The sequence below is a fragment of the Streptomyces sp. MNU76 genome, from assembly GCF_020982545.1.
Lineage (GTDB): Bacteria > Actinomycetota > Actinomycetes > Streptomycetales > Streptomycetaceae > Streptomyces.
On sequence record NZ_JAJKLK010000031.1, the window covers coordinates 94,895 to 118,868 of the forward strand.

25 protein-coding genes and 2 pseudogenes are annotated in these 23,974 nt (G+C 71.8%); 19 read left to right on the forward strand and 8 right to left on the reverse strand.

Going from position 1 to position 23,974, the window contains the following annotated elements; genetic code table 11:
* Positions 1-61 precede the first annotated feature (61 nt).
* From E4N62_RS45960 to E4N62_RS45975, 4 genes and pseudogenes are all read left to right on the forward strand, one after another.
* Entirely contained in the window at positions 62-397 is a 336-nt protein-coding gene (locus E4N62_RS45960; protein WP_230224334.1) for a DUF3040 domain-containing protein, read from the forward strand.
* A 122-nt stretch (positions 398-519) separates the two neighbouring features.
* A complete protein-coding gene (locus tag E4N62_RS45965; RefSeq protein ID WP_308186396.1) occupies positions 520-780 on the forward strand; it encodes a Na+/H+ antiporter NhaA in 261 nt (86 codons plus the stop codon).
* 51 nt (positions 781-831) lie between these two features.
* Positions 832-1,053 carry a hypothetical protein gene (locus E4N62_RS45970; RefSeq protein ID WP_230224335.1) on the forward strand — a complete coding sequence of 74 codons (222 nt, stop codon included), beginning with the start codon at positions 832-834 and terminating at the stop codon, positions 1,051-1,053.
* Between the two features lie 80 nt (positions 1,054-1,133).
* Positions 1,134-2,805 (forward strand): annotated as a pseudogene (locus tag E4N62_RS45975) (IS1182 family transposase).
* Positions 2,806-2,982: 177 nt separating this feature from the next.
* Here the strand turns inward: E4N62_RS45975 and E4N62_RS45980 are convergent.
* A complete protein-coding gene (locus E4N62_RS45980; protein WP_230224336.1) occupies positions 2,983-3,858 on the reverse strand; it encodes an undecaprenyl-diphosphate phosphatase in 876 nt (291 codons plus the stop codon).
* Between the two features lie 353 nt (positions 3,859-4,211).
* Here E4N62_RS45980 and E4N62_RS45985 point away from each other — a divergent pair, with 353 nt between their 5' ends.
* From E4N62_RS45985 to E4N62_RS45995, 3 genes are read left to right on the forward strand one after another with little or no spacing between them, the layout of a single operon-like run.
* A complete protein-coding gene (locus tag E4N62_RS45985; protein WP_230224338.1) occupies positions 4,212-5,534 on the forward strand; it encodes a Gfo/Idh/MocA family protein in 1,323 nt (440 codons plus the stop codon).
* Positions 5,531-6,466, forward strand: coding sequence for a PmoA family protein (locus tag E4N62_RS45990; RefSeq protein ID WP_230224340.1), 936 nt, complete (start codon positions 5,531-5,533; stop codon positions 6,464-6,466). The genes E4N62_RS45985 and E4N62_RS45990 overlap by 4 nt, the downstream gene beginning before the upstream one ends.
* Positions 6,460-7,173, forward strand: coding sequence for a cupin domain-containing protein (locus tag E4N62_RS45995; protein WP_230224342.1), 714 nt, complete (start codon positions 6,460-6,462; stop codon positions 7,171-7,173). Before E4N62_RS45990 ends, E4N62_RS45995 begins: the two co-directional genes overlap by 7 nt.
* A gap of 108 nt (positions 7,174-7,281) precedes the next feature.
* On the opposite strand, the gene E4N62_RS46000 is transcribed toward E4N62_RS45995, so the two are convergent.
* Complete coding sequence (locus E4N62_RS46000; protein ID WP_230224343.1) at positions 7,282-7,752, reverse strand: helix-turn-helix domain-containing protein; 471 nt, start codon at positions 7,750-7,752, stop codon at positions 7,282-7,284.
* A 112-nt stretch (positions 7,753-7,864) separates the two neighbouring features.
* On the opposite strand from E4N62_RS46000, the gene E4N62_RS46005 reads away from it, so the two are divergent.
* Entirely contained in the window at positions 7,865-9,034 is a 1,170-nt protein-coding gene (locus E4N62_RS46005) for a thiolase family protein (RefSeq protein WP_230224344.1), read from the forward strand.
* Positions 9,035-9,129: 95 nt separating this feature from the next.
* Here E4N62_RS46005 and E4N62_RS46010 read toward each other — a convergent pair whose 3' ends face one another.
* On the reverse strand, positions 9,130-9,912 hold the full coding sequence (locus E4N62_RS46010) for a TVP38/TMEM64 family protein (protein WP_230224345.1): 783 nt from the start codon (positions 9,910-9,912) through the stop codon (positions 9,130-9,132).
* Between the two features lie 512 nt (positions 9,913-10,424).
* Between E4N62_RS46010 and tuf the strand changes: the two genes are divergently transcribed.
* Positions 10,425-11,594, forward strand: coding sequence for an elongation factor Tu (tuf, locus tag E4N62_RS46015; RefSeq protein WP_184896718.1), 1,170 nt, complete (start codon positions 10,425-10,427; stop codon positions 11,592-11,594).
* Between the two features lie 98 nt (positions 11,595-11,692).
* Positions 11,693-12,538 carry a spermidine synthase gene (locus E4N62_RS46020; protein ID WP_230224346.1) on the forward strand — a complete coding sequence of 282 codons (846 nt, stop codon included), beginning with the start codon at positions 11,693-11,695 and terminating at the stop codon, positions 12,536-12,538.
* On the opposite strand, the gene E4N62_RS46025 is transcribed toward E4N62_RS46020, so the two are convergent.
* Complete coding sequence (locus E4N62_RS46025) at positions 12,500-13,888, reverse strand: MFS transporter (protein WP_230224347.1); 1,389 nt, start codon at positions 13,886-13,888, stop codon at positions 12,500-12,502. The two genes, E4N62_RS46020 and E4N62_RS46025, sit on opposite strands and share 39 nt — an antisense overlap.
* 156 nt (positions 13,889-14,044) lie before the next feature.
* A complete protein-coding gene (locus E4N62_RS46030; RefSeq protein WP_230224348.1) occupies positions 14,045-15,100 on the reverse strand; it encodes a hypothetical protein in 1,056 nt (351 codons plus the stop codon).
* A 251-nt stretch (positions 15,101-15,351) separates the two neighbouring features.
* Between E4N62_RS46030 and E4N62_RS46035 the strand changes: the two genes are divergently transcribed.
* Positions 15,352-15,789, forward strand: a complete 438-nt coding sequence (locus tag E4N62_RS46035; protein WP_230224689.1) for a DUF4442 domain-containing protein — start codon at positions 15,352-15,354, stop codon at positions 15,787-15,789.
* Positions 15,790-16,050: 261 nt separating this feature from the next.
* The gene (locus E4N62_RS46040; RefSeq protein WP_230224349.1) at positions 16,051-16,701 is read left to right on the forward strand and encodes a DedA family protein; all 651 of its coding nucleotides are present in this window, start codon (positions 16,051-16,053) and stop codon (positions 16,699-16,701) included.
* 101 nt (positions 16,702-16,802) lie between these two features.
* Here the strand turns inward: E4N62_RS46040 and E4N62_RS46045 are convergent, their stop codons facing one another.
* Entirely contained in the window at positions 16,803-17,345 is a 543-nt protein-coding gene (locus tag E4N62_RS46045; RefSeq protein ID WP_230224350.1) for a gamma carbonic anhydrase family protein, read from the reverse strand.
* Positions 17,346-17,442: 97 nt separating this feature from the next.
* On the opposite strand from E4N62_RS46045, the pseudogene E4N62_RS46050 reads away from it, so the two are divergent.
* The 3 genes and pseudogenes from E4N62_RS46050 to E4N62_RS46060 all read left to right on the forward strand — a co-directional run bounded on the left by E4N62_RS46050 (position 17,443) and on the right by E4N62_RS46060 (position 19,560).
* A pseudogene (locus tag E4N62_RS46050) lies at positions 17,443-18,218 on the forward strand (acyltransferase).
* Positions 18,219-18,383: 165 nt separating this feature from the next.
* Entirely contained in the window at positions 18,384-18,956 is a 573-nt protein-coding gene (locus E4N62_RS46055; protein ID WP_230224351.1) for a helix-turn-helix domain-containing protein, read from the forward strand.
* A 43-nt stretch (positions 18,957-18,999) separates the two neighbouring features.
* Positions 19,000-19,560, forward strand: coding sequence for a YbaK/EbsC family protein (locus tag E4N62_RS46060; RefSeq protein ID WP_230224352.1), 561 nt, complete (start codon positions 19,000-19,002; stop codon positions 19,558-19,560).
* Between the two features lie 79 nt (positions 19,561-19,639).
* Here the strand turns inward: E4N62_RS46060 and E4N62_RS46065 are convergent, their stop codons facing one another.
* Positions 19,640-20,200, reverse strand: coding sequence for an NAD(P)H-dependent oxidoreductase (locus E4N62_RS46065; RefSeq protein WP_230224353.1), 561 nt, complete (start codon positions 20,198-20,200; stop codon positions 19,640-19,642).
* A 160-nt stretch (positions 20,201-20,360) separates the two neighbouring features.
* Here E4N62_RS46065 and E4N62_RS46070 point away from each other — a divergent pair, with 160 nt between their 5' ends.
* The 4 genes from E4N62_RS46070 (at position 20,361) to E4N62_RS46080 (ending at position 23,563) form a co-directional block, all read left to right on the forward strand.
* On the forward strand, positions 20,361-21,017 hold the full coding sequence (locus tag E4N62_RS46070) for a TetR/AcrR family transcriptional regulator (RefSeq protein ID WP_230224355.1): 657 nt from the start codon (positions 20,361-20,363) through the stop codon (positions 21,015-21,017).
* Positions 21,018-21,099: 82 nt separating this feature from the next.
* Positions 21,100-22,065, forward strand: coding sequence for a MoxR family ATPase (locus E4N62_RS46075; protein ID WP_230224357.1), 966 nt, complete (start codon positions 21,100-21,102; stop codon positions 22,063-22,065).
* The gene (locus tag E4N62_RS50010) at positions 22,062-22,337 is read left to right on the forward strand and encodes a hypothetical protein (protein ID WP_374117265.1); all 276 of its coding nucleotides are present in this window, start codon (positions 22,062-22,064) and stop codon (positions 22,335-22,337) included. Before E4N62_RS46075 ends, E4N62_RS50010 begins: the two co-directional genes overlap by 4 nt.
* Complete coding sequence (locus E4N62_RS46080) at positions 22,334-23,563, forward strand: VWA domain-containing protein (RefSeq protein ID WP_374117266.1); 1,230 nt, start codon at positions 22,334-22,336, stop codon at positions 23,561-23,563. Before E4N62_RS50010 ends, E4N62_RS46080 begins: the two co-directional genes overlap by 4 nt.
* Positions 23,564-23,567: 4 nt before the next feature.
* Here E4N62_RS46080 and E4N62_RS46085 read toward each other — a convergent pair whose 3' ends face one another.
* Positions 23,568-23,936 (reverse strand): VOC family protein, encoded by a 369-nt coding sequence (locus E4N62_RS46085; RefSeq protein ID WP_230224359.1) that lies wholly within the window; start codon positions 23,934-23,936, stop codon positions 23,568-23,570.
* Positions 23,937-23,974: the final 38 nt, after the last annotated feature.

Consider the following 23,974-nt stretch of genomic DNA (forward strand, 5'->3'; position numbering starts at 1 on the left):
TGTCGCGAAGGGCGAAACTGGGAGCATGCCCGGCACCTCGCACACAGGGAGGTGGATTGGAATGGATGAGGGACCCGCGCTGTCACCTCACGAACGCAAGATCCTGGCGGACATCGAGCAGAGCCTGGACTCCGACGTCGAACTCCAGCGCACGCTGCGCACACGGTCCCGGCTGCACGCCATCGCGCGGCGTCCCCTCGCGGCGGGAATCCTGTGCACCCCGGCCGTGCTCTGCCTCGGTCTGCTGCTGGCCGCTGCGGCGACGTCGTCCCCCGTGCTGATCTGGTGTTTCGCCCTCGCCTGGGTGTCACTGCTCGCCGCCGCGGCCCTGTTCCTGCGGGGCTGGTACCGCAACCGGAGAACACGTGAGGGCGGCACGCCTCCCGATCGGCGGTAGCGGCACGCCTGCCGGTACGGCGCCGCTGTGCTCGGCGAGTCAACGGTGGCCCACGCGCAAGGAGCCCGTCAGAGCGCCCGCCGCGGCGGCGCCAGCGGGCGGCAGTCGGAAGGCGCTGCGTCATGACCAGTAAGGGGCAGGGTGCCGCGCCGCCGCCGTTTCTTGCGCTGCTGCCGGGATCCGAGCGCCGCTCCCTCGCCGAGATCCTGCGCGCGGAGACGTTCGGCGGGCTCGTCCTGCTGGCGGCGGCCCTCATCGCGCTGGTGTGGGCGAACAGCCCGCTCGCCGACAGCTACGAGTCACCCGCCTGGGCATACGCCGCAGAGAGCGCCTCGGCGGAGTCATCCACGAGTACCGACATACCGCCTGAACTGCATGGATGAGGTAGTCGGCAGGCGCAACTGGGCACGGGTCCGCACGGTGAGGCAGTCGAGGTGACGCACACGTGGGAGCACGTGGAAGCGCGCCTCGGCCGGATCACCCTCACCGCCGCCGCCGCGCTGGACGACCTCACCGGCGATGCCTGGGACACGGTGGATGAGCGACTGCGTTTCCTTGTGGCGAGGGTCGCGGCCTTGGCCGGACATGAACCTCAGCTGACCCGCTCCACCCTCTGTACGGAAGGGCCCGCACGGCTGGCCGACGCTGTTGGTTAAGTCGGGCCCGTGCGTGACGTCGGCTCCCAAGACCCGGTTGTGGTCTTGGGAGCCGACGTTGTCGTACGGGGTGGGTGTCGATGTCTATGCAGCCGAAGGGGCCTGGGGAGATCCCGGCGGAGACGGTGCGGGTGACGCGGGCCGCGTTCCCGAAGGGGAGCCTGGCGATCCGGGTCCGGGACGAGTTGGGTCCGCTGTTCACTGACGAGGAGTTCGCCGACCTCTTCCCGGCGCGGGGGAAGCCTGCTTGGTCACCGGGCCGGCTGGCGTTGGTGCTGGTGTTGCAGTTCGTCGAGGGGCTCACCGACAGGCAGGCCGCCGAGGATCGACTTCAAATACGCCCTCGCGCTGGAACTGGCCGATCCCGGCTTCGACTTCTCGGTGCTGTCGGAGTTCAGGGACCGCCTCGTCGAAGCGGACGCCGGGCGGATGGTGCTGGACGGCATCCTGGCCGCGGCCCGTGACAAAGGCCTGCTGAAGACGTCAGGCCGGGCCCGGACCGACTCCACGCATGTGCAGTCCGCGGCTCGGGAACTGTGCTGGCTGGAGATGGTCGCGGAGACGCTTCGCTCGACGTTGAACGCGCTCGCGCAGGCCGCCCCCGACTGGCTGGCGGAGATCGCCGAACCAGACTGGTTCCGGCATTACGCCACCCGGGCCGAGGACTCCCGGTTCCCCAAGGCCCACACCAGACGGGAGGAAGTCGGCCGACGGATCGGGACGGACGGGATGCGGCTGCTTGACGCCGTCTTCTCGCCTCAGGCACCGGCCGGGCTCCGGGAGCTGGAGCAGGTGAAGATCCTGCGGCAGATGTGGGTCCAGCACTTCCACCTGGTCGGGGGCGAGGTGAGGCGACGGGACCCAAAAGACCGACCGCCGGGCGCAAAGCGCCTGGTCACGCCCTATGACCCAGAAGCCAGGGGCAGCAAGAAACGCGACATCCTCTGGGACGGACACAAGACCCATCTGACCGAGACCTGTGAGCCGGACACCCCAAATTTGATCACGAACGTGGCAACGACCGTCGCCACCGTCCCCGACAGCGTGATGAGCGAGAAGATCCACAACGGCCTGGCCGAACGGGACTGCCTGCCTGGCGAACACTGGGTCGACACCGGATACGCCACCGCCTCCCAGATCGCGGCCGCCCGCCGCGAGCACGGCATCGAGCTGCACGGACCGCTCCAGGCGGTCACCGTCTCCCAAGCGAAGAACGGCAGCGGCTACGACCAGGACGCCTTCACCATCGACTGGGACCAGCAGCACGTCACCTGCCCGAACGGAGCCACCAGCACCCAGTGGGCTCTGCGCAGCTCTCAGCAGCAGTTTCCCGTGATCCGGGTCAGATTCTCCCCGGCCGACTGCCGCCACTGCCCCGCACTGCGCGACTGCGTCAGCTCACCCAAGGCCGAACGCAGGGAACTCACCCTGCGGCAGCACGACGAGCACCAGGCCCTTCAACGCACCCGAGCTCTCCAGCAGACCGACGAGTGGAAAGCCCGCTACAAGATCCGCGCCGGCGTCGAAGGCACCATCTCCCAAGGCGTCGGGCGCTGCGGCCTGCGCAGATCCCGCTACCGGGGCCTGGCGAAGACCAGTCTTCAGCACCAGCTCACCGGCGCCGCCATCAACCTCGCCCGCATCGACGCCCACCTCACCGAAACACCCCGGGCCCGCACTCGCACCAGCCACTTCGCAGCACTTCGCCCCGCCGACCAAGTCCACGGGGCGAAGCAAGAGGGCCCGAATTAACCAACAGCGTCGGCTGGCCGTGCGGGCCCTTCCGTGTCATCCCGACTTTGCGGACGCACACGCCCTAGGGGTAGTGCGTCCCGCCTCCCAGGTGGGAGACGAGTGGGAGATGATCATGGCGTGGTGATGCAGTCAGGCACTGGGAAATGCTAGATGGTGCTGCATGTGTGCACTGCCTCAGCCCCCGGACTCGCCCGCGTGAGGGCTCAGTACGCCCATGCTGACCAGCACAATGATGAGGATGCCGAGCGCGATGCGGTAGTAGACGAACGGCATGAAGCTCTTGGTGGAGATGAACTTCATGAACCAGGCGATGACCGCGTAGCCGACGAAGAAGGCGATGACCGTGGCGAAGATCGTCGGGCCCCAGGAGACATGGCCGCCCTCCATCGCGTCCTTGAGCTCGTAGCCGCCCGAGGCGATCACGGCCGGGATGGCGAGGAGGAAGGAGTAGCGGGCCGCGGCCTCGCGCTTGTAGCCCATGAGGAGGCCACCGCTGATGGTGGCGCCGGAGCGGGAGACGCCGGGGATCAGGGCCATGGCCTGGCAGATGCCGAAGATCAGGCCGTCCTTGACGTTGAGCTGCTGGAGGGTCTTGCGCTCCTTCGCGGCCCGGTGCTTGCCGCCGGTCTCGTCGCGCGCGGCGAGCCGGTCCGCGACGCCCAGGACTATGCCCATCACGATCAGCATCGTCGCCGTGAGCCGCAGATCGCGGAACGGGCCCTCGATCTGGTCCTTGAGGGTCACCCCGAGGACACCGATCGGGATGGAGCCCACGATCACCAGCCAGCCCATCTGGGCGTCGTGGTCACTGCGCATCTCCTTGTTGAACAGGGAGCGGGACCACGCCGAGATGATGTTGACGATGTCCTTGCGGAAGTAGATGAGCACCGCCGCCTCGGTGCCGATCTGGGTGATCGCGGTGAAGGCCGCTCCCGGGTCCTCCCAGCCGGAGAAGGCTGCCGTCAGGCGCAGGTGCGCGCTGGAGGAGATGGGGAGGAATTCGGTCAGCCCCTGGACGAGTCCGAGGATGAGGGATTCAAACCAAGACATGAAGTTACGTGGTCCAAGCGCTGATCGAGGAGGGCCGACGGAAGACGTGCCGCGGGGCGGGTGATCACAGGTGCTGGGGGGCAGCCTAGCGCCCCTTGGTGACGGGGCTGCCACAGGGGTTTGGCAGGGCCGGGCGGGGCCCGGGCGGAGGGTGTGCGGGAGACGGGTGGAGCGTGGGCGTTCCGAGGCGTGGAACGGCCGGATCCGCGGTGTTGACCAGTCACTATGTCCGCACATACTTTGCTGACGAGGGAAAGCGCTTGCCGTGTGAGGGTCGCCGTTCCGCCGGAACCCCCGCCACCAGGCGCCCGCCGCCGTCCGCTGTCACGTTCGATGGAGTGCTGATCACGTCCATGCCCACACCCAGCAACGACCCGAGCCCGACTCCGGACCAGCGACCCGACCGTCCCCCGGCCCCGCTGACCGGCCGCCGCGTCCGGGCCGCGATCGTCGGCATCGGCGCCATCGGCGGCGGCTCCCATCTGCCCGCGCTGGAGCGCCTCGCCGAGGAGGGCGAGACCGAGGTCGTCGCCGCCGTCGACATCGATGCCGAGGCCGTGGCCAAGTTCTGCGCCGAGCACGGCATCCCGCACGGCTACACCGATCTGGACCGCATGCTGGCGGAGCAGCGGCCCGACCTGGTCAGCATCTGCACCCCGCCGACCCTGCACCGCGACCAGACGATCGCCGCGCTGCGGGCCGGCGCCTGGGTGTGGTGCGAGAAGCCACCGGTACCGACGCTCGCCGACTTCGACGCGGTCGAGGCCGAGGAGGGCGCGGAGACCGGCGGACCGTACGCCTCGATCGTCTTCCAGCACCGCTTCGGTTCCGGCGCGCGGCACGTCCGCGAGCTGCTCGCCGAGGGGGGCCTCGGACGTCCGCTGGTCGCGCACTGCCAGACCACCTGGTACCGCGACACCGCCTACTACGCCGTCCCCTGGCGCGGCCGCTGGGCCACCGAGGGTGGCGGGCCCGCCATGGGCCACGGCATCCACCAGATGGACCTGCTGCTCGACCTGCTCGGCCCGTGGAGCGAGGTCCGGGCCATGGCCGGGCGGCTGGTCCACGACGTGGAGACCGAGGACGTCTCCACGGCCCTCGTCCGCTTCGAGAGCGGCGCCCTGGCCACCGTCGTCAACAGCGTCCTCAGCCCCGACGAGGTCAGCCGCATCCGCATCGACTGCGAGCGCGCCACCGTCGAGCTGACCCATCTGTACGGCCACTCCAACGCCGACTGGTCCGTCACCCCCGTCCCCGGTACCTCCGAGGCGGACGCGGCGGCCTGGCGGGACTTCGGCGCGGACGTGCCCAGCTCGCACCTCGCCCAGCTGCGCGAACTCGTGGCGAGCATGCGCGCGGGCGAACGGCCGCGCAGCAGCGGCGCCGACGGACGGACGAGTCTGGAGCTGATCGCCGCCCTCTACAAGTCGGCCTTCACGGACGCGACCGTACGGCGTGGCGAGATCGGCCCCGGGGACCCGTACTACACGGCCATGCACGGAGGCGCCCCCGGCTGGGCACCCGGAACCGTCCGGGTGTCCGCCGACGCGAGCCTCGCCGACGCGTCCCTCGCCGACGCGAGCCCCGCAGGTACGAGCCCCGCCGGTCCGAGCCCTGCCGGTCCGAGCACCGTCGGCACCAGCGCCGCCGGCACGAGTGAGGAGATCACCGCATGACCTTCCACGACGGGCTGCGCGTGGTCCACGCACACGGCGACCGGATCACGGTCACCGAACCCACCACGGGCGTCGAGTTGTTGAGCTACGTCTACCGGCCGGAGGCGGACTGGGAGGCCCCGAAGCCGTATCTGCACCCGATCCGGACGCTGGCCGGGGACGTCGTCACCGACTTCCGGCCCAACGACCACCGCTGGCACAAGGGTCTGCAGCTGACGGCCTCGCACCTGTCGGGCCAGAACCTGTGGGGCGGCAACTCGTACGTCCACGGGGAGGGTTATCTGCCGATCCCGGAGCGGGTCGGCTCGATGGCGCACGTCGGCTTCGACGTCGTCGAGTCGGACGGCGAGCGGGTCGTGATCGCCGAGCGGCTGACCTGGCACCCGTACACCGGGGAGCTGTGGGCGGAAGAGGAGCGCCGGATCGAGATCCACGACGTGGACACCGAGTCCGGATCGTGGGCACTGACCTGGACGAGCGCGATCACCAACCGACGGGACGAGCCGCTGCTGTTCGGCAGCCCGACCACCGCGGGGCGCGAGATGGCCGGCTACACCGGTCTGTTCTGGCGCGGCCCGCGTGCCTTCCGCGACGGGCGGATCATCGGGCCCGACGCGGAGGGACCCGGACTGATGGGTGAGCAGGCGCCCTGGCTGGCGTACTCCGGCGAGCACGACGGCACCGACGGCCACGCCACGCTCGTCTTCGCGCACGCCCCCGAGAACGACCACACGGGTGCCGAGGGCGCCCATCCGGCGCACTGGTTCGTCCGCAACGAGCCGTTCGCCGCCGTCGCCCCCTCCTGGGCGTTCTTCGAGGAGCTGGAGCTGGCTCCCGGCGAGACGCTCACCCGCCGTTACCGCGTCGTCGTGGCGGACGGTTCCTGGGAGCGGGAGGAGATCGCCAAGTACCTGGAGGCGCACCCGTGGTGAGCGGCTACGAGGGACTGCCGGGCGGGGTCGCCCTGTCGCACCTGTCCGTGTACGACTGGCCCGCGGCGGACGGGGTCTGCGGCGGCACCCCCCATATGCATCTGACCTGCTCGGAGGCGTACGTCGTCACCGGCGGGCGCGGCGCCGTGCAGACGTTGACGACCTCGGGGTACGAGGTCACGCCGCTGGCGCCGGGGACGGTCGCCTGGTTCACGCCGGGCACCATCCACCGGCTGGTCAACGAGGACGAGCTGCGCATCACCGTCCTCATGCAGAACAACGGGCTCCCGGAGGCGGGCGACGCGGTCCTCACGCTGCCCCCGGAGTACCTGACCGATCCGGAGACGTACGCCGCGGCCACCCGTATCCCGCCGGACGCGCCGGAGGAGGAGCGGGAGCGGGTCGCGCGGGCCCGGCGCGACCTGGCCCTGGAGGGCTACCGGACGCTGCGCTACGCGTCCGGGCCCGAGCCGCTCGCCGCGTTCCACCGGGCCGCCGCCGCGCTCGTGCGGCCCCGGCTCGCGCAGTGGCGCGCGAGGTGGGAGCGGGGGGCGCGGGCCGCTGCCGCGGCGACCGGGGATCAGCTGGGCCGGCTGGAGCGGGGGGATGTGTCCCATCTGGCCGAGGCCGGCGTGTGTGCCCAAGAGCCCGCGGTTCTTGGGAAGTTCGGGATGTGTGGGCGGTTGGACGTCTATACGGGGGACTGAGGGGCGCCTCGGAGCTCGGGGGGAACCGTGGTGTGGCGGCTGCGGGTTGTTCGTGGCTTGTCGCGCAGTTCCCCGCGCCCCTTCAGGGCGCTTGTGTGAGCCGGGGGGTCACGGTGCCGTCGGGCCCTTCACCGACCAGCCCGGGGTCTGGGGGTGGGCCCTGAGGTCCTCGTGGTGGACCTCTGTGCCGCAGGCCGTGCAGGTGACCGCCGGGACCAGGGTCTTGCCGCAGGCGTGCTCGATCACCATGGGGCGGTCGCCGGCCGTGCGGAGGTGGCGGTCGCCCCACGCCATGAGGGTCATCAGGACCGGCTCCAGTTCGAGTCCCGCCCGGGTGGGCCGGTACTCGAAGCGCTGGGGGCGCTCGTTGTAGACGTGCTTGGCCAGGACACCCGCGTCCACCAGGCGCCTCAGCCGGGTCGCCAGCACGTCGCGCGGCGCCCCGATGTTGCGGACCAGCTGGTCGAAGCGGCCGTTGCCGAGGCAGACCTCGCGCAGGACCAGCAGGGAGTACTTCTCGCCGACGATCGCCAGGGTGTCGGCGATGGAACAGGGGCGCGGATCTCCGGAGGCGGGCATGCGCCCAGTCTAGGGGAGGGTTTGTTTTTCCAACTTCCAGGACTAGGGTGAGTTTGGAGTTCCTACTCGCTGGTGGTTCCCCTGGTCCCTGACAGTCGTGGAGGCCCGACCCATGCGTGACGCCGTGATCGTCGAAGCCGTACGCACGCCCCTGGGCAGGGGGAAGCCGAACGGCGCCCTCGCCCATGTCCACCCCGTCCAACTCCTCGCCCACACCCTGCGCGCCCTCGTCGACCGCTCCGGTGTCGATCCGGCGCTGATCGACGACGTCATCGGCGGCACCGTCGACCAGGTGGGCGAGCAGGCCATGAACACCACCCGCTACGCCGTCCTCGCGGCCGGGTTCCCGGAGACGGTCCCCGCGACCACGGTCGACCGGCAGTGCGGCTCCTCCCAGCAGGCCGTGCACTTCGCGGCCCAGGGCGTCATGTCGGGGGCGTACGACATGGTCGTCGCCTGCGGGGTGGAGTCGATGAGCCGGGTGCCGATGTGGTCCAACGTGCCGCCCGGCACGGACCCCTTCGGGCCGGGGGTCGCCGCGCGCTACCCCGAGGGGCTCGTGCCCCAGGGCATCAGCGCCGAGCTGATCGCCGCGAAGTGGTCGATCGGGCGGGAGCGGATGGACGAGTTCGCGGTGTCGTCCCATCTCCGGGCCGCGGCAGCCTGGGAGGGCGGCCTCTTCGACGCCGAGGTCGCGCCGCTGGACGGGGTGACCCGCGACGAGTGCGTACGGCCCGGCAGCACGACCGAGATCCTGGCCGGACTCAGGCCCGCCTACCACGACCCCGCCTTCGCCGAGCGGTTCCCGCAGATCGAGTGGAACATCACGGCGGGGAACGCCAGCACCGTCAACGACGGGGCGTCGGCCGTCCTCGTCACCTCCGGTGAGACGGCGGCGCGCCTGGGGCTGCGCCCCCTCGCCCGGCTGCACTCCTTCGCCGTCACCGGCTCCGATCCGCTGCTGATGCTCACGGGGGTCGTCCCCGCCACCGAGAAGGTGCTGCGCCGCGCGGGGCTGGGTCTCGACGACATCGATCTCTTCGAGGTCAACGAGGCGTTCGCCAGTGTGGTGCTCGCATGGCAGCAGGAGACGGGGGCCGACCTGGACAAGGTCAACGTCCACGGCGGTGCCGTCGCGCTGGGGCATCCGCTGGGGGCCAGCGGCACCCGGCTGACGACGACGCTGGTGCACGCGATGCGGGAGCGCGGCGCTCGCTATGCGTTGCAGACCATGTGCGAGGCGGGTGGGCTGGCCAACGCGATGGTGCTGGAGGCGGTTTGAGGCGGCGGCGCTTTGAGGTGGGGGTCGATCGGGTCGGGGGCGAGTGCGGGTGGGTGGGGCCGGTCGCGCAGTTCCCCGCGCCTCTGAAGGGGACCTCAGCGGGCCCGTAGGTGGTGGCGTTTGCGCCAGGCCACCGTCGCGCCGATCAGGGCCGGGATCGCGATGCAGGCCATGGCGATCAGGAACGCCGGGGAGGTCGGGGACGAGGCACGGGCGCCGGCCACCGCGTAGGCGGCGGTGTTCGGGATCGAGCCGAGCGCGGTGGCCAGGAGGAAGGGCAGATAGCCCATGCGGGAGACCGAGGCGCAGTAGTTGGCCGCCCAGAAGGGCACTCCGGGGAAGAGGCGGGCCGCCAGCATCGAGCGGAAGCCGTGCCGGCTGAGCTGGCCGTCCGCCGACTTCAGCCAGCGGTGGCGCAGCAGCGGACGCAGGGCGTCCTGACCGAGGACCCGCCCCAGGCCGAAGGCGAGGCCGGCCCCCAGGACCGTGCCCGCGAGCGCCGACGCCAGACCGAGCTGGGAGCCGAAGAGGGCGCCCGCCGCGATGTTGAGGATCGGCCGGGGCACGAAGGCGACCGTGCACAGCCCGTACGCCACCGCGAACACCACGGCCGCGGCGGCACCGCTCAACTGGGGCGGCCAGCCGTCGGCCAGCAGTCGCTGCGGCTCGAACAGCAGCACCGTGGACACGGCGGACAGGAGCAGTGCGACGAGCAGCGAGAACCGCGCCCACGGCGAGAACAGCACTCTGCCCCAACGGGCGGCACGGCCCGGGGGCACGGCCGGGACCGTGCCAGGTGCGGCGACGGCGAGCTCCGTGGCGGCGGTCCGGGGAAGGACCGTGGCGGTGCCCCCAGAGCGGGTGGTGGCATCGAGCATTCGACGACGGTAACCGACCCGTGTCCGTGTATGCCGTACGGAACGTCTCACCGGCGTCACAGCAAGCGGAACAACAGGCTCGTCCGGCACGGTGCGCCCCGGCCTGTGCGAGGCACCGCACACCGCGCCGCCTGCGCCTTCCGGAACACGGACCCCGCCCGCTCACCGTTCATCCCGTGCGTCGTCCTGTGAAGCATCTCTCTTCCGCTCCCTCCCGGAACGTCCGGGTACCGAAAACCATTCGACGCGGGCCGACGTGTCGACGAGGATCGACGTCATGTTCCGGCACGCCTTCGCTCTCGACGCATCCGCGACAGTCGCGGATGCCCCGAAGGCTGCCCTTCTGATCGTCGTGGCCGCCGCGGACGGCGCCCGAAGCTGACCCTTCCCGGACATTCCGGCGGACCCCGCAGGGGGAGGGTCGGCAAGACCTCGGGGTCCCCGTCCCGGCCGCCGCTGCGTGCCGCCGGGGCCATCACTCAGTACCGCTGAAGAGGCTTCGAGGTACCGCCATGTCCAAGACTGCTTACGTCCGCACGAAACCGCATCTCAACATCGGCACGATGGGTCACGTCGACCACGGCAAGACCACCCTGACCGCCGCCATCACCAAGGTCCTCGCCGAGCGGGGGGCCGGTACGTTCGTCCCGTTCGACCGTATCGACCGCGCCCCGGAGGAGGCGGCGCGCGGCATCACCATCAACATCGCGCACGTCGAGTACGAGACCGACACCCGGCACTACGCGCACGTCGACATGCCCGGCCACGCCGACTACGTCAAGAACATGGTCACCGGCGCCGCGCAACTCGACGGGGCGATCCTCGTCGTCTCCGCGCTCGACGGGATCATGCCGCAGACCGCCGAGCACGTGCTGCTCGCCCGGCAGGTGGGCGTCGACCACGTCGTCGTCGCCCTCAACAAGGCCGACGCCGGCGACGAGGAGCTCACCGACCTCGTCGAGCTGGAGGTCCGCGAGCTGCTCACCGCGCACGGGTACGGCGGTGACTCCGTACCCGTCGTCCGGGTCTCCGGGCTTCGGGCGCTCGAAGGGGACCCACGGTGGACGGCGTCGATCGACGCGCTGCTGGACGCCGTGGACACCTATGTCCCGATGCCGGAGCGGTACCTGGACGCGCCGTTCCTGTTGTCCGTGGAGAACGTGCTGACGATCACCGGGCGGGGGACCGTCGTCACCGGGGCCGTCGAGCGGGGCACGATCCGGGTGGGCGACCGCGTCGAGGTGCTCGGCGCCGGGATCGAGACCGTCGTCACCGGCGTGGAGACCTTCGGCAAGCCCATGGAGGAGGCGCAGGCCGGGGACAACGTGGCGCTGCTGCTGCGCGGGGTGGGACGCGACGCCGTCCGACGCGGGCACGTCGTCGCCGCGCCCGGCAGCGTCGAGCCCCGGCGGCACTTCACCGCGCAGGTGTACGTGCTCTCGGCGCGGGAGGGGGGTCGCACGACCCCGGTGTCCAGCGGGTACCGGCCCCAGTTCTACATCCGCACGGCCGACGTGGTGGGCGACATCGACCTCGGCGAGGTCGCCGTCGCCAGGCCGGGGGAGCGGGTCACGATGAGTGTGGAGCTGGGCCGGGAGGTTCCCTTGGAGCCGGGGCTCGGGTTCGCCATCCGCGAGGGCGGCCGGACCGTGGGGGCGGGGACCGTGACGGCCGTGCGGTAGACGGCTCGCCACGGGCGGGGGACCGCGGGCCGGCGCACGGCCGGTCGCGCGGTTCCCCGCGCGTCCCGCGGGCCGCTCCCTGCACCAGAATGGGGAGCGTGAACGAAGCCATACCCGTCTCCCGTGCCATCGACCGGGGCACCGCCAAGCTCATGCCCGACGTCGACCGGGAACGGGCCTGGCTGTTGACCGTGGACGGGGCGCCGCAGTCGTACGTCGATCTGGACGAGCCCACCCATCTGGAGTTCGAGTACGCGCGGCGGCTCGGGCACGTGCTGGACACGGTCGCGGAGCCGGGGCTGCCGCTCGACGTGGTGCACCTCGGCGGGGGCGCGCTCACCCTGCCCCGCTACGTGGCTGCCACCCGGCCCGGGTCCCGGCAGCGGGTCGTCGAGTACGACCGGGGCCTGCTGGACCTGGTCGTCGAGCAGCTGCCGCCGCCCGCCGACGCGGACATCGCGCTGCACGGGGCGGACGCGAGGGAATGGCTCGAAGCGGCCCCCGCCGACTCCGCCGACGTCCTCGTGGGCGATGTGTTCGGCGGCTCACGGGTCCCGGCGCATCTGTCGACCGTCGGGTACGCGCGGGCCGTCGAACGGGTGCTGCGTGCGGACGGTGTGTACCTGGCGAACCTGGCCGATGCCGCGCCGTTCACCTTCCTGCGCTCCCAACTGGCCACGCTGGCAACGGTGTTCGCGGAGCTGTCGCTGATCGCCGAACCGGCGGTGCTGCGCGGCCGGAGGTTCGGCAACGCCGTGCTGGTCGCCGCCCATCAGCCGCTCGACATCGCCGTCCTGGCCCGGCGGACCGCCGCCGACGCCTTCCCCGCGCGGGTCGAGCACGGCACGGCGCTGCGCGCGTTCATCGGCGGCGCCGCGCCCGTGCGCGAGGAGGACGCCGTGCTGTCACCCGAGCCGCCCGACGGGGCCTTCGGCATCGGCTGAACCGGGCTCGCCGCCGGTCGCACCACCCGGCTCGGGCCGCGGGGCGGCGGGCCCGGTCTCGCCGCCGGCGTCGGGTTCGGGGCCGGCGTCGGGCCGGGCGTCGGGTTTGGCCAGGGCCACCGGCGTGCTGTGCCGGGTCAGGTTGCGCACGTCCCGTACGCACAGCACGGCGGCTGTCGCGGCCATACACAGCCCGGCACAGCCCCACAGGGCGGTCGTCCGTCCGAAGGCGCTCTCCGCCGGGCCCGCCAGCGCGGCGGCGAGCGGCACCATCGCCACCGAACCGAACCAGTCGTAGGCGGAGACCCGGGACAGCTTGTCCTCGGGGATCTCCTGGTGCAGCGCGGTCATCCAGGAGACCCCGAACACCTCGATCGACAGACCGCTGACGAACATGGTCAGGCACAGCACGGCGATCGGCACCGGCACGGCCAGCGCGGCGGACGGCAGGGCGAAGGGGAAGACGCACAGGACTCCCACGAGGAGGAGACGGCGTGGTTTCCAACGGGCCATGAGCAGCGCTCCGGCGGCGTTGCCGGCCCCGAAGAAACCCAGGGCCAGGCCCCAGGGGCCCGGCCCGCCCAGGCTGTCCCGGGCGACCTGCGGGCCGTAGACCGCGTCGGCGGCGACGATCACCGCGTTCACCAGGGAGAACTGGACGACGATCGCCCACAGCCAGGTACGGCCGGTGAACTCCCGCCAGCCGTCCCGGAGATCCGCGAGCAGGCCGCCGCCCGCCCCGCGCTCCGGTATGTGGCTCACGTCCAGGAAGGCGCGCAGGGCGCCGGCCAGGGCGAACGCCGCCGCGTCCACCGCGAGCACCCAGCCGGGGCCGATCACCGCGATCAGGGCGCCTCCGAGGGCCGCGCCGCTCATGGTCGCGCCCTGCGAGGCGAAGCGGAACAGCGCGAAGGCACGGCCCGCCTGCTCGGCGGTGACGGAGGACAGCAGCATGCCCTCGGCGGCCGGGCCGAAGAACGCGTGGCCGACGCCGCCGAGTGCGGAGAGCAGCATCATCTGCCACAGCCGTGCCTCGCCGGTGAGGACCAGGACGGCGAAGGCCGCCTGGGAGAGACAGTTGAGGCCGTTCGCCGCGACCATCACCCGGTGCCGGGGCAGCCGGTCGGCGATCGCGCCGCCGACCAGCAGGAACAGCACCAGGGGCAGGGTGCGCGCGGCCGCGACCAGGCCGACGTCCCCGCCGTCGCCGCCCGCCTCCAGGACCGCGAACGCGGCCGCGATCAGGGCGCCGTTGCTGCCCAGGTTGGTGACGACCGCGGCCGTCGTCAGCAGGGTGTAGTTGCGGCCGGCCCAGGCGGGGCGGCGACGGGGAGCGGCGGGAGTGGTCACCCGCCGACTATCGCCGCCCCGACACCTTCTGCCAAACCGCTTCCGCACCTGATGCGGCGGGATCGGGCCAGGTGAGGCCGACCCCTGGCGGCCGGCCCTGTGCGGTGGGCATAGGCTTCACCGGAGTTCGCCCGCCACGGCCGGCCGCGTGGCCGCTCAGCCGCCCGTCGGGTCGCCGTAGAGGCGTACCGTGCTCAGGATCTTCTGCACCGTCGCGTCCGGGACCTCCTCCTGCACGTCCTTGTCACCGTGGAAGGTCCAGGAGACGTAGTCACCGGCCGAGTTCTTGAAGGCGAACGTGGTCGCCTTGCCGTCGGTGTCGCACTTGCCCTTCTTGGCGACGCCCGTCGAGTACGTGGTCGCGACACTGCCCTCGACGCCCGACGCCGTGGTGTACGCCTTGGGCTTGCCGATGGTCAACTTCTTCTTCGAGGCGGGCTTCTGGTCGGTGTACCCGCCGAAGACCCACCACGCCGAGTCGTTGCGGGCGATGTCCTCGGTGCCCTTGGCGCCCTGCTGGCCCTTGGTGCCCGCGGCGGCGAGGGAACTCGACTCCTTGCGGCCGTCCTTGTCGTCGTCGGAGGTGCAGTACTTCTCCTTGAGAACGGCGGGCGCCGACATCCCGATGAGGACAGAGCCGTCGCCCTTCACGGAGTCCTCGAAGCCGATGAAGGTGTCGGGCGACTGCACCTCCCAGTCGGCGGGCACGTCGAAGGCCGTACCCCACTTGGGGTTGACGACGACCTTCCAGCCCTCGACGGTCGGCTTCGCGCCGGCGTCCTCGCCGCGCGGGTTGTCCTCGCTCTCGGACGCGGTCGGCGACGGGGAGGCCGAAGAAGCCGACTGGGTCCCCGACTTGTCCTTGTCGCCGTCACCGCCGAGCACCAGGAAGCCCGTCACACCGGCCGCCACGACCACGGCCGTGGCCGCGACGATCGCGATCAGCTTCGTCCGGTTGCCGCCGCCTCCGCCCGGCGGCACCGGCGGGCCCGCGGGGGCCTGCGCGCCCCACTGCGGTTGCTGCCCGTACTGGGCCTGCTGGCCCGTCGACTGGTATCCGGGCTGCTGGTAGGGGTTCGGCTGCTGGTACCCCTGCTGTTGGTATCCCGGCTGTACCGGCTGTCCGGACTGGTCGTACCCCGGCTGCTGGTACGGGTTCGGCTGCTGCGGTTGGTGCTCGCCCCCGGGCGGCTGCTGCTGTCCTGGCCACATGGCTCGTAACCATAGATGTGCCGGGGGGCGGGGTGCCACGGGAGTCCACCAAGCTGGTTCGCGGTCGTGACGAACCGGTTCCAAAACACCCCGGGGCGGCGGCTATTGCCCTGATGCCCCGGTGTCGCCAGGAGGTGGTCGGCCGATCACGGAGGTGCCGGGTTCTCGGACGCGAACGCCGCCGCCCGGCGAGATCCCCCTGGTCATGGCCGCCTACTCGCGGGTAACATCACGCCATGAGCGCAGACCAGATGTCGATCGGCGAGATGCTCGCCGCCACGGTGCCGATGGCCAGGACCCTGAAGCTGGAGTTCCTGGAGGCCACGCCGGAGAAGGCCGTGGTGGCGCTGCCGGACCAAGGTGAGTTCCACAACCATGTCGGCGGGCCGCACGCCGGTGCCATGTTCACGCTGGGGGAGACGGCGAGCGGGGCGATCGTGCTCGCCGCGTTCGGGGACCAGCTCTCGCGCGCCGTGCCGCTCGCGGTCCGCGCGGAGATCGCGTACAAGAAGCTCGCGACGGGACGGGTCACGGCCACCGCCACGCTCGGCCGCCCCGCCGTCGAGGTCGTGGCCGAACTCGACGCCGGACTGCGCCCGGAGTTCCCCGTCACGATCGCGATCCGACGCGCCGACGGAGCCGTGACGGGCGAGATGACAGTCGTCTGGACCCTTCGCCCCAACGCGTGATCCGGTGGTGCCCCGGTGGGCCCGACGCCAGGCACCGGCGTGCTCCGGCGCCCCGCCGCCACAGGGCGGTGACGCACTGGGCGCGGCCGTGCACGGTGAGCACTGGTGCGACCCGTGGGGCAACCCGCGGCACCCCGTCGCCGTCCGAGTAAGCGGGTAGGCTGCCCCGGCGCGTGCTTCGTCGAGAGCGGGCGCCGGGGGTCATGAGTACCGCCTCACCCACTTGATCCACTTGATCCGCTCGCACGGGAGGAACCGGCTTTGCACGTCCAGGAGTGGCTCGAAACGGTGCCTCCGCTCAGCATCTACCTGTTGGTGGGGCTGGTCATCGGCCTGGAGAGCCTGGGCATCCCGCTGCCGGGCGAGATCATCCTGGTCTCCTCCGCGCTGCTCGCGTCCCAGCACGGAGAGATCGACCCGTTCGTCCTCGGCGCCTGCGCCACCGCCGGCGCGATCATCGGCGACTCCATCGGCTACGCCATCGGCCGCAGGGGCGGACGTCCCCTGCTGGCCAAGCTCAACCGGCGGTTCCCCAAACACTTCAGCGAGAGCAACATCGCCGTCGCCGAGCGCTCCTTCGACCGGTGGGGCATGTGGGCCGTCTTCTTCGGCCGCTTCATCGCCCTGCTCCGCATCTTCGCCGGCCCCCTCGCCGGCGTCCTCCAGATGCCCTACTGGCGCTTCGTCGTCGCCAACGTCCTCGGCGGCATTCTCTGGGCCGGTGGCACGACCGCCGTCATCTACTACGTCGGCGTCGTCGCCGAGGCCTGGCTCAAGCGCTTCTCCTGGCTCGGCCTGGTCCTGGCGGTCCTGATCGGCGTCACCTCGATGCTGGTGATCAAGCGCAAGGCGAAGAAGGCCGCGGAGAAGGCGGAGACGGCCGAGGGGGAACTGGTCACCGTCGCGGAGTGAGACGTACGACGGGAGACGCGCGGCCGCCGAGCGCCGGCCCGGCCTGTACGCGGCCCGCGGGCGGTGTGCGCCCCGTGCTCCTCCCGCGCCGACGCGTCGGTCTACGCCCCGTACTCCTCCTGCGCCTCCCGGTGCGCCTTGGCCAACTCCGTGTAGTGCGTGCCGTTCAGCGTCACCAGCTCCCGCTCCTCGTCGGTGAGCGGTCGCTTCACCTTCGCGGGTACCCCCGCCACCAGCGATCCGGGCGGCACCCGCATCCCCTGCGGGACCAGGGCATGTGCGGCGACCAGGGACCCCGCACCGATCACCGCGCCGTTCAGCACCGTCGCGCCCATCCCGATCAGACAGTCGTCCTCGACGGTCGCCCCGTGCACCACCGCGTTGTGCCCGATCGACACCCGCTCGCCGATCGAGACGGGAAAGCCGAGGTCGACGTGGAGCGTGCAGTTGTCCTGGACGTTGGTGTCCGCGCCGATGACGATCGGCTCGAACTCCGCCCGCAGCACCGCCCCGTACCAGACGCTCGACCCCGGCCGCAGGGTCACGTCGCCGATCACCGTCGACGTGGGGGAGACGAACGCGGCCTCCTCCACCTCCGGCTTCTTGCCGTCGAACGTCGTGATGAGGGCCCGCTGCCGGTTCATCGCCGCCTCCAGATGCTGGGTGAAGATCAGTCCTCACCCGCACCGTAAGCCATGGGGTGCGCGTCGCGTGGGGTGAAGATCACAGCCGTACGACGTCCTGCCGGTGCCGCCCGGTGAGTACGGTGAGCGGGTGCCGAAGAAGAACACGTTCTCGTCCTGGTCGGGCCGCCTCGCGCAGCGCGCCGTCCACGCGGGCTGGGCGTGGCTGCAGCGCACGGGGTCGGTGACGGCCGAGCGGCCCGGCCGCTTCCGCTTCGGTGCGATGGGAACGGGTACCAGGCTGGCCTTTCCGCTCGGCACGGTCTTCGGCGAGCCGTGGATCCACCTGGGGTCCCACTGCATCATCGGCGAGCAGGTCACCCTGACCGCCGGACTGATGCCCGACCTGGACCTCGGCGCGGAACCGATCCTGCGCATCGGGGACGGCGTCGTGCTCGGGCGCGGCAGCCATGTCATCGCCGACACCACGGTCACGATCGGCAGCGACTGCTACTTCGGGCCGTACGTGTACGTGACCTCCACCAACCACTCCTACGACGACCCGCACCAGCCGATCGGCAAGCAGTGGCCCCGTATGGACCCGGTGTCGATCGGACCCGGCTGCTGGATCGGCACCGGCGCGGTGATCCTGCCGGGGGCGCGGGTCGGGCGCAACGTGGTGGTCGCGGCGGGGCGGTGGTGCGCGGGACGGTGCCGGACCACTCGGTGGTGGCCGGGGCGCCCGCGCGGGTCGTGCGGCGGTGGGACCCGGTGGCGGGGTGGCAGCCGCCGATCCGGACACCCGCGCCGGTCCCGATCCCCGACGGGGTCACACCGGAGCAGTTGCTGGCGCTCGCCGAGTGGGACGCGGAGGGGGCGGAGGAGTCCGCCTAGGAACGCGGGGGCGGTCGCACACGACCACGCCCCACGGCCCTGGAGGAGCGCCGCCCTCGCAGTACAGTTCGGTGAACGTCGGGTGCACCTCACCTCGTTCAACGTGTTGGACTCTGTCACCGAGACAACCGAGACAACCGAGACGACTGAGACTTTGGACGGAATGTGTCGGACCTCGACCTGCTGACCCAGTCCCTGGCGCGGAACGTCAAGCGCTGGCGCACCGAGCGGGGGTTCACCCTGGACACCCTGGCGGCTCGCGCCGGAGTCAGCCGCGGGATGCTCATCCAGATCGAACAGGCCCGCACCAACCCCAGTCTCGGCACCGTCGTCAAGATCGGCGACGCCCTCGGTGTCAGCATCACCACCCTGCTCGACTACGCGCAGGGGCCCAAGGTCAGGGTCGTTCCGGCCGAGCAGGTGGTCCGGCTGTGGCACACCGAGGCCGGCAGCTACAGCCGGCTGCTGGCCGGTACCGAGGCGCCCGGTCCGCTGGAGATGTGGAACTGGCGCCTGATGCCGGGGGAGGGCAGCCGGTCGGACCCGCACCCCGGGGGTACGGTCGAGATCGCGCATGTCACGGCGGGCGAGCTGACCCTCACCGTGGAGGGTGCCGAGTACCGGGTCCCGGCCGGCGCGAGCGTCACCTTCGAGGCCAACGCGCCCCACGAGTACGCCAATCGGGGCGCGGTGCCGACCGAGATGGTGCTGACGGTCTCGGTGCCCGGCGTGCACTGAGACGGCGGATCAGGGGCCCACGGGCTTTGTTACCGTGCGGCCCATGCGCGCACCCATCGGAGACTTCGACCACGCCACCCCCGCCCCCGACTGCCTGGACGATCTCGTCCGCCCGGTCGCCGACGCCGTACGCGGCTGGTCCGGCAGCGTGCCCGCCGACCGCTTCCTGTACGTCGAGACGAACCCCGAGTGGGCCGACACCACGGTGTTCGTCCAGCACTACGGGCAGGACCTGCTCGAACGGTCCGCCAACTGCGTGGTCGTCGCGGGCAAGCGGGGCGGCGAGCCGAGCCTGGCCGCCTGTGTCGTGCTCTCCACCACCCGCGTCGACGTCAACGGCGTGGTCCGCCGTCAACTGGGCGCCCGCAAGGCCTCGTTCGCGTCGATGGACACCGCCACCGGGGAGGCCGGGATGGAGTACGGCGGCATCACGCCGGTCGGGCTGCCGGCGGCGTGGCCGGTCCTGGTCGACGCGGCCGTGGTCGACCTGCCGTACGTCCTGGTCGGCAGCGGACGGCGGCGCGGCAAACTGCTGGTACCGGGGAAGGCGTTCGCGGAGCTGCCGAACGCGGTGGTGCTGGAGGGGCTGGGCGTCACCGTCTGAAGGGCATCAGCCCCGGAACGCCGACGTCGAGCCCCGGGCGGCGGCCCGGAACCCGACGAGGTGTGGCTGAGGAGAGGCCTCAGGCGGCGGCGGTGTCCGCCTTGCTGGTGAGCTGGGCCAGGACCTCGGTGAGGCCGGTGACGACCTCGGCGTCGTCGGCCGGGTGGGTCTCGGCGAAGCGGACGACCGAGCCGGGGATGGAGAGCTTGGCCTCCTCCAGGACCGTGGCGCCGGCGATGCCGACGGCCTTGCGGGTCTCGTCCTGCGCCCACACGCCGCCGAACTGGCCGAACGCGGTGCCGACCACGGCGACGGGCTTGCCGGTGAGGGCGCCGGCACCGTACGGGCGGGACAGCCAGTCGATGGCGTTCTTCAGGACGGCGGGGATGGTGCCGTTGTACTCGGGGGAGAAGAGCAGGAAGCCGTCGGCCTGGCCGGCGGCCTCACGCAGCCGGGCAGCGGTGGCCGGGAGGGCGGCCTCGTTGTCGATGTCCTCGTTGTAGAACGGGACGTCGGCCAGACCCTCGTACAGCTCGATCTCGACGCCCTCGGGGGCGTGCTTCACGGCCGCCTCGGCGAGCTGGCGGTTGTGCGAACCGGCGCGAAGGCTGCCGACGAGCGCGAGGATGCGTACGGACATGAGCTGACTCCTAGCAAGGATGTGCACGTAAGGAACACGTCAGGAAAAGCCGACGGGCCGAGGCCCGCGGGAAAAGCTAAACGGACCGGGGTCCGTTGAAATTTGTATCAGCTATCCGGACCGGGGTCCACTTGCGTGTGGTGAGCGTTACGCTCTTTTCATGAAAGAGTCGCTGCCGCCCTTCCCGGCGCCTCAGGCCCCCGACCCCCTCGACGGACTGCTGGACCTCACCCCCGCCGCCTCCGACCAGCCCCGGTTGCGCGCCGACGCGGCCCGCAACCGTACGCGCCTGCTGGAGGTCGCCGCCCGGCTCGCGGCGGAGTGCGGGGCCGCCAACCTGACGATGGAGGGCGTGGCGACCGCCGCCGAGGTGGGCAAGGGCACCGTCTTCCGGCGGTTCGGCGACCGGTTCGGGCTCCTGGTCGCGCTCCTGGACCACCACGAGCGGGAGTTCCAGGCCTCGTTCCTGACCGGCCCGCCGCCGCTCGGCCCCGACGCGCCTCCCGTGGAGCGGCTGCGGGCCTTCGGCGCCGCCGCCATCCGCCACGAGTACGGTCACCGCGACCTCTACCTCGCCGCCCATGCGGACGCCACCCGCAGGCACGCCAACCCGGCCGCCCGGCTCCGCCTCAGCCACCTGTGCATGCTGCTGCGCCGCGCCGGGGTGCAGGGCGACATCGAGCTGCTGGCGCAGACCCTGCTGGGCTACCTGGACATCAACCTCGTCGACCACCTGGTGGAGCGGCGTGGGATGTCCCTCGACCGGCTGGAGCTCGGGTGGGGGGACCTGATCACGCGGCTGGTCGGGACGGCGTAGGGCAGCCCAAGCGACCGCTTGGTAACTTTGTCGAGGGTGTCGGGGAGGTGCCTCGTACGCCGGGCGGAGCGGGAGGGGCCACATGACCGACACGAACGTGGTGAACGGCGTCGGCGGCGCGCGGGACGAAGACGGCACGCGCGGCCCGAGCGGCCCGAGCGGCGGGCGCGCGGGGGCGGACTTCGTCGGCACCGGCTTCTTCTCGTCCGTGGACGACGTCTCCGCACAGCTCGCGGAAGGCGGCTATCTGGCCTCCACCGCCGTCGCCACCACGGTCTTCCTGGCCGACCGGCTCGGCAAGCCGCTGCTGGTGGAGGGCCCCGCGGGCGTCGGCAAGACCGAGCTGGCCAAGGCCGTCGCCCAGGCGGGCGCCGCCCGCCTGGTCCGGCTCCAGTGCTACGAGGGCATCGACGAGTCCCGCGCCCTGTACGAGTGGAACCACGCCAAGCAGCTGCTGCGCATCACGGCCGGGCGCGACGAGGCCTGGGACGAGACGCGCTCCGACATCTTCAGCGAGGAGTTCCTCCTCACCCGCCCCCTGCTGACCGCGATCCGGGGCGACGAGCCGACCGTGCTCCTCATCGACGAGACCGACAAGGCGGACGTCGAGGTCGAGGGGCTGCTGCTGGAAGTGCTGAGCGACTTCCAGGTCACCGTTCCCGAGCTGGGCACGATCGCCGCGACCCGGCGCCCCTTCACCGTCCTCACCTCGAACGCCACGCGGGAGCTCTCCGAGGCGCTCCGCCGCCGCTGCCTCTTCCTGCACCTCGACTTCCCCGACGCCGAGTTGGAGCAGCGGATCGTACGGCTCAGGGTCCCCGGCCTGGACACCGCGCTCGCCGACTCGCTGGTCCGGGTGGTCGGTGCGCTGCGCGAGATGGAGCTGCGCAAGGCACCCTCCGTCGCCGAGACCATCGACTGGGCGCGCACCCTGCTCGCCCTCGGCGCCGACACCCTCGACGAGACGGTCGTCCGGGACAGTCTCGGCGTGATCCTCAAGCACCAGGACGACATCGAGAAGGCCGCGCGGAAGCTGACGCTGGTATGAGCGGTTCCCCCGTCGCTCCAGGTTCCTCCGATGCTCCCGCCTCTCCGCTGGCCGAGCGGCTGACCGCGCTGGTCCGGGCGTTGCGTGGGCACGGGATACGGATCGGACCCGGCGAGACCGTGGACGCGGCGGCCGTGCTGGAGGTGCTGGGTCTCGCCGATCGGGAGCGGATCCGGGAGGGGCTGGCGGCGGCACTGCTCCGTGCCGACCGGCAGCGACCCGTCTTCGACGCGACCTTCGAGCTGTACTTCCCGCTCGGCGTGGGGAGTTGACGGGGGCACGGGGCGCGTCGGCCGGGGACCGGGACGAGTTGCGGGAGCGGCTCGCCGAGGCGCTGGCCGCGAACGACACGGCCGCGCTCACCCGACTCGCCGCCGAGGCCGTGGAACTGCTCGGCCGCTACGGCTCCCCCGGCTCCGACGGCTGGTCCGCCCACCAGACGCTGGACCGCCTCCGCCCGCAGACGCTGCTGGCACGGATCCTGGCGGGCGCGAGGGAGCAGGGGGCGGGCGCGGAGCCCGGGCTCACCGGTGCCGGTGGCGCGTTCCGTATGGGGTTCGGTGGAGGGCTCACCCTCGGCCCGGGAGGGGGCACCGCGGCCGGGCTCGGTTCGGCAGGGTTCACCGAGCGGCTGGACGCGGACGAGGTCCGGCGCCGTATCGAGGACTTCCGCGACCGGGTACGGACGGAGGCGCGGCGGCGGGTCGCCGAGCGCCGGGGCGCGGACATGATCGCCGAGCGGGGTGTCGCGCGGAGCGCCGACCAGGTCGACTTCCTCGTCGCGAACCGTGAGCAACTCGTCGAACTGCGCCGTACCGTCCAGCCGTTGGCGCGCAAGCTCGCGACCCGGCTGGCCGCCAGACGGCGCCGGGCCGCGCGCGGCCAGATCGACATCCGGCGCACGCTACGGCGCTCGCTGTCCACCGGGGGCGTACCGCTGCGTCCCGCCCATCGACGGCAGCGGCCGGCCCGCCCGGAGATCGTGCTGCTCTGCGACGTCTCCGGGTCGGTCGCCGGGTTCGCCAACTTCACGATGCTCCTGGTGCAGGCGATGCGGGACCAGTTCAGCAAGGTGCGGGTCTACGCCTTCGTCAATCGCGTCGACGAGGTCACCCGCCTCGTCACCACCGGGCAGGCCGACCCGGCCGAACTCGGCCGCCGGATCGCCACCGAGGCCACCCTCACCGGTTGGCACGGCAGCAGCGACTACGGGGCCGCGCTCGGTGAGTTCGCCGAGCGCCATCTCGACGCCGTGGGCCCCCGTACGTCGGTGATCGTGCTCGGGGACGCCCGCACCAACGGGTTCGACCCCAACGAGGAGGCCCTGCGGCGCATCGCGGCCCGGGCCCGCCGCGTGCACTGGCTGAACCCCGAGACGCCGAGCACCTGGGGGGTGGGCGACTCCGCCGCCCCGGTCTACGCCGGGATCGTCGACATGCACACCTGCCGGAACGCGCGGCGGCTCGGGGAACTGGTGACGCGGTTGCTGCCGGTGTGAGGGGTCACTCCCGGCCGGTGTCGATCACACAGAAGCGGTTGCCCTCCGGGTCGGCGAGGACGACGAAGTCGGCGTCCTCCGGGTAGTCGTCCCAGTCGACGCGGTGCGCGCCGAGACCGACCAGTCGCTCGACCTCGGCGGCCTGGTCCCGCGCGTCGCCCGCGTAGAGGTCCAGGTGCACGCGGGGCCGATCCCGCACGGGCGTCTCGCTGAGGCCCAGGGAGATCTGCGCGCCGACGCCCCGCGGATCCACCAGGACGACCCAGTCGTCCTCCGGCTCCTCGCGGGGGACGTATCCGAGGGCCTCCATCCAGAACGCCGCCGCCCGCCGCACGTCGGACGCGCCCAGTACCACGGATCCGATGCTCAGCACGGTCCGATTCTCGCCCCTGCGGATCCGCCGCCGTGCGG